The organism is Aggregatilinea sp., from assembly GCF_036822615.1.
Taxonomy (GTDB): Bacteria; Chloroflexota; Anaerolineae; order Aggregatilineales; family Aggregatilineaceae; genus Aggregatilinea.
The window spans coordinates 106,772-119,527 of sequence record NZ_DAISHJ010000002.1 but is presented as its reverse complement, the minus strand read 5'-3'; the positions used below and the strand labels follow the sequence as shown (position 1 = coordinate 119,527).

General features: G+C 61.2%; 6 protein-coding genes and 1 pseudogene. All 7 read left to right on the top strand.

Features of this window, described 5'->3' with window-relative positions; all coding sequences use genetic code 11:
* Nucleotides 1–660: 660 nt before the first annotated feature.
* Nucleotides 661–5,622 (top strand): annotated as a pseudogene (locus tag V7116_RS01580) (Calx-beta domain-containing protein); the annotation flags it as partial.
* A 338-nt stretch (nucleotides 5,623–5,960) separates the two neighbouring features.
* On the top strand, nucleotides 5,961–6,470 hold the full coding sequence (locus V7116_RS01575) for a DinB family protein (protein ID WP_324389711.1): 510 nt from the start codon (nucleotides 5,961–5,963) through the stop codon (nucleotides 6,468–6,470).
* A 366-nt stretch (nucleotides 6,471–6,836) separates the two neighbouring features.
* Nucleotides 6,837–8,999 (top strand): copper-translocating P-type ATPase, encoded by a 2,163-nt coding sequence (locus tag V7116_RS01570; RefSeq protein WP_324389709.1) that lies wholly within the window; start codon nucleotides 6,837–6,839, stop codon nucleotides 8,997–8,999.
* Between the two features lie 125 nt (nucleotides 9,000–9,124).
* Nucleotides 9,125–9,388 (top strand): SHOCT domain-containing protein, encoded by a 264-nt coding sequence (locus V7116_RS01565; RefSeq protein WP_324389707.1) that lies wholly within the window; start codon nucleotides 9,125–9,127, stop codon nucleotides 9,386–9,388.
* A gap of 336 nt (nucleotides 9,389–9,724) precedes the next feature.
* Complete coding sequence (locus V7116_RS01560) at nucleotides 9,725–10,768, top strand: FecCD family ABC transporter permease (protein ID WP_324389705.1); 1,044 nt, start codon at nucleotides 9,725–9,727, stop codon at nucleotides 10,766–10,768.
* Nucleotides 10,768–11,844, top strand: coding sequence for a FecCD family ABC transporter permease (locus tag V7116_RS01555; protein ID WP_324389703.1), 1,077 nt, complete (start codon nucleotides 10,768–10,770; stop codon nucleotides 11,842–11,844). Before V7116_RS01560 ends, V7116_RS01555 begins: the two co-directional genes overlap by 1 nt.
* An 8-nt stretch (nucleotides 11,845–11,852) precedes the next feature.
* A complete protein-coding gene (locus tag V7116_RS01550; RefSeq protein ID WP_324389701.1) occupies nucleotides 11,853–12,713 on the top strand; it encodes an ABC transporter ATP-binding protein in 861 nt (286 codons plus the stop codon).
* The last annotated feature ends 43 nt before the right edge of the window (nucleotides 12,714–12,756 follow it).

Here is a 12,756-nt window from a genome sequence, read left to right as displayed (position 1 = left end):
GAGGTGACCCAGTTACGTCACTGTAACTCTCTCTGTTATGCTAAATACCTTGTTATACGGTATACTAGTTAAGATCATGCCTCTGCGAGCCACCCTCCCTCTCTACTGCCAACTACAAAGATCATGATCTGAATAAATTCTTGAGTGCTGCACGATGCTCGTGGGGGATCGATGAGACAGTGTACGTCGGTGAGGGTTCGAATTCTATTAGTTATTTTGTTATCTGGAATCGTTCTGCTCCTGGCGCTGCCGACCCAACCTGTTTATGCAGGGCCTGACAGTTGGTCGGGAGCCTTAACCGGTGGGCCAACCTTTGATCCTCCCGATCTCGGAAATCCACCGACAAGAACTCTCGGTACTTCAGATTGGTACTACAGTTCGCAGGTGTTTACTGTCAGTGAAAGCCGGACCTATAACATTTCTATCTCCGGCAACATCTGCCGTGCGGATAACGGCGTATGCGGCTCCTCAACCATTCTCTATGGAGGGGCCTTTAACCCGAGCAGCTCATTAACCAATGCGCTTCATGTAGTCGGCGGCCTTAACCAATACCCGACGATCACTCACTATCTCACAACGGGCGTAAATTACACGTTGGTTACGACGTCGTGGGCTCCCAGAGCTGTCGGCGGTTTTACGATCACGGTTGCCCCGGTGCTCCCTGGAATTTCCGTTAACGACGTGGCAGTGACGGAGGGTGACAGCGGGACAAAGACCCTGACTTTCACAGCGGGATTGTCTGCGGCGGCTGAAGGATCGGGCGTGACGTTCGACATCACCACTGCCAACGGTACTGCCACCGCGGGCAGTGACTATGTGGCCCAAAGCCTGACCGGGCAGACGATCCCCGCCGGATCATCTTCTTACACGTTTACCGTCACTGTTAACGGCGATACGATCCTCGAAGACAATGAAACTTTCTTTGTCAATTTGAGCAACGTCGTTGGAGCGAGTGTCACCGACGGTCAGGGGCAGGGTACCATCAACAATGATGATACCACCACGCTGAATATCAGCGACGCGAGCGTGATGGAGGGAAACAGCGGGACCGCAACCCTCGCTTTCACGGGGAGTCTGACAAATCCGGCAGGGCCGGGCGGCGTGTCATTCAACATTGCCACCGCCGATGACACCGCCACGGCGGGCAGCGACTACGTGGCCCAAAGCCTGACCGGCCAGACGATCCCCGCCGGGGCTAGCACCTATGCGTTCAGCGTCACCGTCAACGGCGATACGACGGGCGAGCCGGATGAAACCCTCCTCGTCAACGTCACGAACATCGGCGGGATCGGGGCCAGCATTGGCGATGGGCAGGGACAGGGCACGATCACCAATGATGACCTTCCGGCTATTACCGTGAACGACATGGTTCAGAACGAGGGCAACAGCGGCACGACGATCTTTGCTGTCACCGTTGATCTGTCGATCCCGGCTGAGGCGGGCGGCGTGACGTTCGACGTTGGCACCGCTGATGGTACGGCGGCGGCGGGCAGCGACTATGTGGCCCAAAGCCTGACCGGTGTGACGATCCCCGCCGGGTCCAGTACCTATACGTTCAACGTCGCCGTCAACGGCGATGCAGCCATTGAAGATGACGAAACCTTCTTCGTGAACGCCACGAATGCGGCGGGCGCGATCATCTCCGATGGACAGGGGCAGATCACGATCGGCAATGATGATACCACCACGCTTAACGTCAGCGATGCGACGCTGACGGAAGGGGATGCTGGAACCGTCACCGCTGCCTTCACAATCAGCCTGACGAACCCGGCAGGGCCGGGTGGCGTGACGTTCGACATCGCCACGGCGGATGGCACCGCCACTGCGGGTAGTGACTATGTGGCCCAAAGCCTGGCCGGGCAGACGATCGCCGCCGGAGCGGATACCTACACGTTTAACGTCACCGTCAACGGCGATACGGTCGTCGAAGACAATGAAACCTTCTTCGTCAACGTGACGAACATCAGCGGGATCGGGGCCAGCATCGGGGACGGTCAGGGGCAGGGCACGATCAACAATGATGATACCACCACGCTCAACATCGGTGATGTGAGTCTGGCGGAAGGCGATGCTGGGACGATCACCTTTGCTTTCACGGTGAGCCTGACGAACCCCGCAGGGCCGGGCGGCGTGACGTTCGACATCTCCACCACCGACGGCACCGCCACTGCGGGCAGTGACTATGTGGCCCAAACTCTGACCGGACAGACGATCGCCGCTGGGAGTGATACATATACGTTCAACGTCACCGTCAACGGTGATACGGCAAGTGAACTGAACGAAAACTTCTTCGTGAACGTCACGAACATAGGCGGGATCGGCGCCAGCATCGGGGATGGGCAGGGACAGGGCACCATTACCAATGACGACGATCCACTGCTTATCATAAGCGACGTGACAGCGACTGAAGGAAATGCCGGAACCACGACATTCGCGTTCACAGTCAGTTTGTCGTATGCGGCTGCTCCGGGCGGGGTGACGTTCGACATCGCCACGGCGGACGGCACGGCTGCTGCTGGCAGCGACTACGTGGCGCAAAGCCTGACCGCTGCGACGATTGCCGCCGGGGTCGATAGCTATACCTTCAACGTCACGGTCAACGGTGACACGGCGGTTGAAGACAACGAAACGTTCGTGGTGAACGTGACCAACGTGGTGGGCGCTGTTGTCTCTGATGGTCAGGGTCAGGGCACGATCAACAACGACGATACCACTACGCTCAGCATCAATGACGTGTCTCTGGCGGAAGGGAATGCCGGGACGACAATGTTCGCCTTCACCGTCAGCCTGACGAATCCGGCGGGGCCGGGCGGCGTGACGTTCGACATCGCCACAGCGGACGGCACGGCGACGGCAGGCAGTGACTACGTGCCGCAGGCTCTGATCGGGCAGACTATCGCCGCCGGGGCTGATACCTACACGTTCAACGTCACCGTCAACGGCGACACGACGGTTGAAGCGGCTGAAGCGTTCGTCGTGAACGTGACGAACGTGACTGGGATCGGAGCCAGCCTGGGTGACGGTCAGGGCCAGGGCACGATCAACAACGACGACACCACCACGCTCAACATCAATGACGTGACTCTGGCGGAAGGTAACGCCGGGGCCACGATCTTTGCCTTCACGGTCAGCCTGACAAACCCGGCAGGGCCGGGTGGCGTGACGTTCGACATCGCCACGGCGGATGGCACCGCGACGGCGGGCAGTGACTATGTGGCCCAAAGCCTTACCGGGCAAACCATCGCTGCGGGGTTTGATACCTACACGTTCAACGTCACGGTCAACGGCGACACAACGGTTGAAGCGGCTGAAGCGTTTACCGTGAACGTGACGAACGTGAGCGGGATCGGGGCCAGCCTGGGCGACGGGCAGGGTCAGGGCACGATCAACAACGACGATGCCACCACGCTCAACATCAATGACGTGACTCTGGCGGAGGGGAACGCCGGGGCTACGATCTTTGCCTTCACGGTGAGTTTGACGAGCCCGGCGGGGCCGGGCGGGGTGACGTTCGACATCGCCACGGTGGACGGTACGGCTGCTGCGGGCAGCGACTACGTGGCCCAAAGCCTGACCGGGCAAACCATCGCGGCGGGGTTCGATACCTACACGTTCAACGTCACCGTCAACGGCGACACGGCGGTCGAAACGGACGAGGCGTTCGTGGTGAATGTGACGAACATCAGCGGGCTTTCGGCCAGCCTGGGCGACGGCCAGGGCCAGGGCACCATCACAAACGATGACGCCACTGCGCTCAGCGTCAATGATGTGACGCTGGCGGAGGGCAATACCGGAACCACGACCTTCACGTTTACGGTCAGCCTGACGAGCCCGGCGGGCCCGGGCGGCGTGGCATTTGACATCGCCACGGCAGACGGTGCGGCTGCTGCGGGCAGTGACTACGTTGCGCAAAGTCTGATCGGGCAAACGATCCCCGCCGGGGCATCCACCTATACGTTCAGCGTCACCGTCAATGGCGATGTGATCGCGGAGCTGGATGAGGCGTTCACCGTCAACATTACAAACGTGACGGGCCTGTCAACCAGCGTATCCGACGGGCAGGGCCAGGGGCTTATCACGAATGATGATGTCGTGGGCGTTGCGGTTTCGGCGCTCAGCGGCGATACGACGGAAGCCGGGGGAACCGCCATCTTTACGGTTGTCCTGACCAGCCAACCTACTGCCCAGGTAAGTGTGACGTTCACCAGTGGCAATACGGCTGAAGGGCTGCTCAGTACCGATGGCGTCACGCAGCAAAATGCGGTGACGGTTGTCTTCACCGATATCGACTGGAACAACCCGCAGACCATCACGGTGCATGGACAGGACGACCTCGTGATCGATGGGGATATTACCTATTCGATCGTCAGCGACCCGGCTATCAGCACCGATGCCATGTATAACGGAATAGCTGTGAGCGATCCCGACGCGATCAACCTGGACAATGACGGTCCGGTTAGCGCCGATAACGACGAATATTCGATCGGAAAGGGGCAGCCCCTGACGGTGGATGCCGCGAATGGCGTTCTGAACGGCGATACGGGCGGAAACGGCACTCCCTTACAGGCCGTACTGGAAACGTATCCTGCCAGCGGCGTTATGGCGGCCTTCAACCCGGACGGTTCGTTCGAGTATGTGCCCAATCCCGGCTTTATTGGCACCGACAGCTTTACCTATCACGCCACCGATGGCACGACGGACAGCGGCAGCGCTACCGTGACGCTTTACGTGGTGTTGAAAGAGAGCACGATCATTGCCAATGATGACGGGGCGGATACGCGGGTAAACACGGCGCTCACGCTGAACGTGCTTGCTAACGACAGCGATCCGGATGGCAACCCGCTGCACATTGCTGGCATGAGCCAACCTTCGTATGGACAGACGGTCATGGTGAATGGGCAGATCGTCTATACACCTGCTGCGGGCTTCGTAGGGGTGGACTCCTTCCGCTACACCGCGGCCAACGATTTTGGCGGCAGTGGCACGGCAACCGTATCGATTGCGGTGTGGCAGCCGGTGCCGCTTTGCGCCGACTTTGACGGGACGACCAATGAGATCATTCGCGCTAATGTGCCGCAGGGCACGGTAACCGATGGCGGCGTGTTCTGCCGCGTGCTGGTTGACAATTCGGTCTTCGTGCGCCAATCCGCCGAAGTTGGCAAACCGGATGTGCTTGGGCGCGGCGTGCTTCAGGCCGTGGACGTGTTCGCGCTGTATCAAAATGGCACTTCGACCCCATTCTTTAACAACGCGATTTCGGTCTGCTTGCAGGGCGAGGGCGTGTTCCTGTACCTGGATGCAACCGTCTCGCCGCGCACGGTGGTCGAACTGCCCGTTTTCATGCGCGATGGTTACACCTGCACGAGTGTGCCAAACGCGGGGACGGTGGTGCTGGTCAGTGGATCGGCCAGCGTAACGGGCGTCGTTCCGGCGAACACCGGCTTCACGACCTCGCTGGCGGGCTGCATGGTGACGACCAATCACATTCTTAACCTGCGCGAGCAGCCGGACGATGGCAGCGCGGTGATCCGTATACTCCCGTACAATGTGACCCTGACCGCGTTTGAGCGTACGGACGGCTGGTTCTACGTGGACTATGAGGGGCTGCGGGGTTGGGTCAGCGCGGGGTATGTGGCGCCTCAGGGTGCGTGCGGCCAGTAAGTCCTCGTTCGGATTATGACTGCTGAAAAGCGGCCAGCCCCGTGCAACGTCCACAGGGCTGGCCGCTTGCGTATTCGGACGTCTCCTCCGGCCTGGAGACTATGGCTAGGAGCGTAGACGGGGATGCATTTTCAGGCAGGAATCACTCAAAGCGCGCCCAATGAAACTTGACTTTTGGGGGTAAATAATATTATAATAATAGAACTTATGTTCCAAATTCCCAAGAAGGATCATAGGTCTCCAATCCCGTCAAGAACGCTCCAGCACTGCTCCATTCAGGGTTTCGGAGAGAGACGCAGATGGATAAGGAATCGCTCCTCAAGCTGTTCAACGATCACTACCAGGCGAACGACCAACTCTGGCGCGCCGTGACGGCCCTCAGCGACGCGCAGTTCGCGCAGCCCCAGAACGACGGCGGTCCTTCTCTCCACACCCAGATCGTTCGCATGGTGGTGAATGAGAATTTATGGGTGAATTACCTCTGGCATGGCGAGGTGGAGTTTCTGCAAAACTCGCAGCTTCCGACGCGCGCCGCCATTCGTGAGGAATGGGATGCGCTGGAAGAGGAAATACACGATTTCATCACTGAACTGAGTCCCACCGAGTTGGAAAATCGGGTAGAGCCTGTATTCCTGGATCTCGGGGCGTCGTTCGAGCTGCGGGATATTCTGTTGAGCGTAATCCAGACCGCCGCTACCAGCCGCGCTCAAATCTACCTGCATCTCAGCCGGTTGGGTTTTCCTGCTCTGATCCAGGACCCTTTCAGCTTTCCGGTGGAGCAGGTCGTGCACGGCGTTGCGGCCAGATAGCGCGAACGCCTTCGCATGCCCCCAATACATTGCACGCGCACTTTTAAGCATATTTTCCGCTGGTGAGCAACTTCCCCGTTGATCGGTAACGGCTGCGTTGACACGCCCCTGTTCGTTCGATCTGTTCCCCATATTCCTGAACCTGACGCTGTTCTGGACTCAGAGCGCCTGAAAAAATGAACTGTCTGCAGCCAAATGGCCGGAGTGACGGCGAGCCATTTGGCGTATTCAACGCCAGATTAGATTCCCTATAATCTTTTTAATTGGCGTGGTTGCCCCCCGTTTCTTGCAGCCCTTATGAATCCATTTAGGGGGCTGTGGTGGCGCTGCCGCGTCACTATTCTACACAATCACCTGGGAGGTATCATGCCCGATCAACATACACACTCCGCTGTGGAGGAGCACTCGCCCGAGGCCGCTGATCAGCACATGGAGCACCATTCGGCACACACGGGTAATGCGCGAGAGCAGGCGATGGACCACGCGACACATGGCGCCACGGAGCATCATGACCCTCAGGCCCATGCCGCGCACAGCGGTCACAATCACGGCGGCGCGCACGTCGATCACACCGGTCACGAGATTATGTTTCGCAATCGCTTCTGGGTATCGCTGCTGCTGACGATCCCGGTGCTGCTGTTCAGCCCGATGCTGCAAGATTGGTTCGGCTTCAGTATGCCCGAGTTTGCGGGCGATCGCTGGATCGGCTCGGCGTTTGCCATCGCCATTTTCTTCTACGGTGGGCTGCCGTTCCTGCAAATGGCGGTGCCGGAGGTGAAGAACCGTCAGCCTGCGATGATGACTCTCATCTCACTGGCGATCACGGTGGCGTTTGTGTACAGCGTGTTTGCCGTCTTCGCCGCGCCCGACAGCGGCTTTTTCTGGGAGATGGCAACCCTGATCGACATCATGCTGCTGGGCCACTGGATCGAAATGCGCAGCGTGCGACAGGCATCCGGCGCGCTGAACGAGCTTGCCAAACTGATGCCCGACACCGCCGAGCGCATCACCAATGGCGGTACGGAAGAGGTCCCGGTGAGCCAGCTTCGGAACGACGACCTGATCCTGGTCCGTCCTGGCGCGAGCGTTCCGGCGGACGGAAGGGTCGAAGAAGGCCACTCGGATGTCAACGAGGCCATGATTACCGGCGAGTCCAAACCGGTGGAGAAGAATCCTGGCGACGAGGTGATCGGCGGGACGATCAACGGCGATGGCAGCTTGCGTGTGCGCGTCACGGCGACCGGGGAGGAGACGGCGCTCGCGGGCATCATGCGGCTGGTGGAGCAGGCCCAGCAAAGTAAATCCAACACTCAGATTCTGGCCGACCGGGCCGCCGGATGGCTGTTCTACGTGGCGCTGATCGTCGCCGCGATCACGATTGTCGCGTGGGTGATCGCCGTGGGTTTCGAGCTGGATGTGCTCGAACGGGCCGTGACGGTGCTGGTGATCGCCTGCCCGCACGCGTTGGGATTGGCGGTGCCGCTCGTGGTGGCGATCAGCACGTCCCAGGGGGCGCGCAACGGCATTTTGGTGCGCGACCGGTTGGCGCTGGAAGAAGCGCGGCTGATCGATACCGTGATTTTCGACAAGACCGGCACATTGACCGAGGGTGAATTTGGCGTGGTGAACGTGGCGACGGCGAACGGGTGGGATGAGGACCGGGCGTTGGCCGTCGCGCTGGCGGTGGAGGGCGACTCGGAGCATCTGATCGCACGCGGCATTCGCCGGGCGGCGCAAGAGCGTAATCTCACGCCGCCTGCGGTGAACGACTTCGAGGCGATCAAAGGGCGCGGCATTCAGGCCACCTATGAGGGTCGCACGGTCTATGTGGGCGGGCCCCGCTTGCTGGAAATGCTGGAGAGCAATTTGCCCGACGCACTGAGCCGGTTCCGTGACGATGCCGGGACCAAGGGGCAGTCGGTCGTATATCTCATTGATGACGCAAAACCTGTGGCTGCGTTTGCATTGGCTGACGTCATCCGCCAGGAGAGCCGCGAAGCGGTGCGCAGGCTGCACGCAATGGGGATCGAGGTAGCGATGCTGACTGGCGACAGCGAAGCGGTTGCACGGGCAGTAGCGGAGGAAATCGGCATCGATACGTACTTTGCCGAAGTGCTGCCGGAACACAAGGATCAGAAGGTCGCGGAGCTGCAAAAACAAGGCAAACGGGTTGCCATGGTGGGCGACGGCGTCAACGACGCGCCAGCCCTGACCCGCGCGGATGTTGGGATCGCCATTGGCAGCGGCACGGATGTCGCCATCGAATCGGCGGGCATCATCCTGGTGCGCAGCAACCCCCTCGACGCGGTGAACATCTTCGAGCTGAGCCGTGCGACCTATCGCAAGATGATCCAGAATCTGCTGTGGGCGACGGGCTACAACGTGGTTGCGCTGCCGCTGGCGGCGGGCGTGTTGGCTCCCATCGGGATTTTGCTCTCTCCGGCGGTGGGCGCACTGTTTATGTCGCTGAGCACGGTGATCGTGGCGATCAATGCGCAGCTGCTGCGCCGCGTACAGTTGGCGTCATAGCAAAACGCTGGCTCGCTACATAGGCGCACCGGGGCTTTACAAAAACGTCACATTTCCGACACAGGACCTTTAAGCCTGGGCGATAAGCTGTCCGAATGGAACAGCAACAAGGGAAGTGAGGCGTAATGATGTGGTATCCGCATCAAGGAATCGGTTGGGAGTCGATGATCTTCGGCGGTCTGATGATGTTCGTGTTCTGGGGCGGGCTGATTTTGATCGGCGCGTGGCTTTTGCAGGGAGTACGGGGATCAAGGCCGCACCAAACGCCTGAGAACGAGGAAGTCCGGCAGCCGTCGTACCGCGCGCTGGACATCCTCAAAGAGCGGTATGCACGCGGTGAGATCAGCCGGGCCGAGTTCGAGCAAATGCGCGAGGATCTGAGTACGTGATCCCGGCGGCATTGACCGGGACCATTGCAACATGGCGGGCCTCAAGTGATGAGGCCCGTTCTGTTTTTGCTTCGTACGCCAACCTCCCATTTATGCTGTTCCGTGTTTTCTGATCTGCCTAAAACCACTGTGCGCCGTCCAAATTAAAGCGAGTTGAAAACAAAGATTCTCATCGCGGCAGGATAGGTTTCAAGCAAGGGCCTAGATTCTATCACCGTTATCTGACAAAATAGGCGGTCGAGAGGCCGGGGCTGTAGGTCGCTGGCGAACTGCTCGCCTTCTTGAATCTCTCGTTTTATCGAGACCGTATCTGAAAATCGCTGTGGAGCCACCGCGATGGCGGTTCAAGTCAAACAGGCCCATTCAAACACGACCCGTCTGCTCGGCAGGCGGAGTCTGCTACTGCCGGGGTTGGCGGTCGCTGCCGGGCTGCTGGTGCTCTGCCTGGTGTGGAGCATCACGCTCGGCGCGGCGGACATCAAGCCGGAGACAGTCTTCAATGCCCTGCTGCACTACGACTCCACCCAGTTCGAGCACCTGATCATCCGCACGGTGCGCCTGCCGCGCGTGCTGTCGGGCGTGGTGGTGGGGGCAGGGCTGGCCGCCGCCGGGGCGATCATGCAGGGGCTAACGCGCAATCCATTAGCCGACAGCGGCATCCTGGGCATCAACGCGGGCGCGGCCTTCGCGGTGGTGATGTCCGTGTATCTCATTGGCGATCCGCCCATGTCGATTTATGCGCTGGCGGCACTGATTGGCGCAGCAGCGGCGGCGCTGATCGTCTACGGCCTCGGATCGCTGGGGCGGGGCGGGGCGACCCCGCTGCGACTGACGCTGGCGGGCGTCATCCTGACTTCGTTCGTTTCGTCGCTGACCACCGCGATCCTGATTCAAGACCAGGAGACGCTCGACAAGATCCGCTTCTGGACTGCCGGGTCGCTGGCCGGGCGCGATATGGAGCTGCTGCGACAGATGACGCCGATCGTGCTGGCCGGGTTGGTTGGTTCGGTGCTGATCAGCCGCCAGATCACGACGATCAGCCTGGGCGAAGACGTGGCGAAGGGGCTGGGCCAGAATACGCTGCTGGTCAAGGCGGTCGCGGCAGTGATGGTCGTGCTGCTGGCGGGCGGATCGGTCGCGCTGGCCGGGCCGATCGGCTTCGTCGGGCTGATCGTGCCGCACGTCGCGCGTTTTGTCGTCGGTGTGGACTACCGCTGGATCATTCCCTCTTCGATGATCCTGGGCGGCATCCTGATCACCGTGGCGGACGTCGCGGCGCGGCTTGTGCTGCGGCCCCAGGAACTGCCCGTTGGTATCATGATGGCCGTGCTCGGCGCGCCGTTCTTCATCTTTCTGGCGCGGTGGAAGGTGCGTCGCTGATGGCCGCCCATTCAAGCACCAAACCCGGCTGGATTGCGCTGCGCTCGCGGCGGCTGCGGCTGTCGTTTAAGCTCGACCGGCGCGTGCCGGGCGTTGCGCTGGTCATCCTGGCGCTGACGTTCGTCGTGCTGGTGTTCAGCATCAGCTACGGCGAATACGACATCTCGCCGTGGGACGTGCTGCGCACGCTGACCGGTACGCTGCCGCACGATCACCCTGATTACGCCAATGATCACCTCGTTGTGGACACGTTCCGCCTGCCGCGCATTCTGACCGCGTTCCTGGTCGGCGCGGCGCTGGCGACATCCGGCACGATCATGCAGAGCATCACGCGCAATCCGCTGGCGGAGCCGGGCATTTTGGGCGTCAGCGCCGGGGCAGGGCTGGCGGCGGTCGCGCTGATCGTCTGGTTCCGCGACGTGCCGCTGTCACTGCTGCCGTGGGCTGCGTTTGGCGGCGCGCTGCTGACGTCGATGGCGATCTACGTGCTCTCGTGGAAAAACGGCGGCAGCACGCCCGTGCGCCTGATCCTCATTGGCGTGGCGCTGGCGTCGGTGCTCGGCGCGCTGACCTCGTTCATGCTGGTTTTTGGCGACATCACCGATGTGCAGCAGGCATACGTCTGGCTGACGGGTAGCGTTTATGGGCGCAACTGGTCGCATGTCCGCGCGTTGGGCACGTGGCTGCTGGTGCTGCTGCCGGTCGCGTTGTTGGCGGCGCGCCAGCTTAACGCCCTGTCCCTGGGCGATGAGATCGCGCGTGGACTGGGCACGCGCGTCGAGATGCAGCGCGTGGCGCTGCTGGTGATCAGTTCCGCGCTGGCCGCCGCTGCCGTCGCGGTGGCTGGGACGATCGGTTTCGTGGGGTTGGTCGCGCCACACGTCACACGGCGGCTCGTCGGGCCGTCGCACGAGGGGCTACTGCCTGTGGCGGCGCTGTTTGGTGGCGCACTGCTGGTGCTCGCGGACCTGATCGGGCGGTGGGTGATCGCACCCTCCGAACTGCCCATCGGCATCGTCACCGCGCTGATCGGCGCGCCGTATTTCATGTTTCTGTTGTACCGCTCCCGCGGATAGGGGGATTTGTGACCGAACTACTCCACACCGACAACCTGTCACTGTCCTACGACGGCGGCGCAGTCGTCGTGCATGAACTTAACCTGCGCATCCGGCAGGGCACGATCACGGCGCTGGTGGGGCCGAACGGCTGCGGCAAATCGACGCTGCTGCGCGGCCTGTCGAGGCTGCTCAAGCCCGCGTCGGGCGGCGTTTACCTCAGCGGGCGCGACATCCACGCCATGAAGGCACGCGATCTCGCCCGGCAGCTCGGCATATTGCCGCAGTCGCCGACCGCGCCGGACGGGTTGACCGTGCATGAGCTGGTGGCCCAGGGGCGCTACCCTCACCAGAACTGGTTCCAGCAATGGAGCGCGGAGGACGAGCGGATTGTGCAGGACGCGCTGGACACGACCAACCTGTCGATGTTCGCGGATCGCCCGGTCGATACGCTCAGCGGCGGGCAGCGCCAGCGGGCCTGGATTGCGATGGCGCTGGCCCAACAAACCGAAGTGCTGCTGCTCGACGAGCCGACGACGTACCTCGATCTGGCATACCAGATGGACGTGCTCGACCTGCTGGACGACCTCAACGCCGAGGGCAGCACCATCGTGATAGTGCTGCACGATTTGAACCAGGCCGCGCGCTATGCCGACACCATCGTCGCCATGCGCGGTGGGCAGATCGTGGCGCAGGGCGAGCCGGAGGACGTCATGACGCCGGAGAACATCTTGCAGGTGTTCGGGCTGAAGTCGGAAGTGATTCCCGATCCCGTCACCGGCACGCCGATGTGCGTGCCGATCGGGCGACGCGGCCACCACAAGCGGCGTCATCAAGCCGTGCCGCGCTCGAACGGACGGGTGAAAGAGCCTGTGGGTGTGCTTGTGTGAGACCCTTTTGTATTGATGACACTGGCCGCGGCCAGCCGTACCC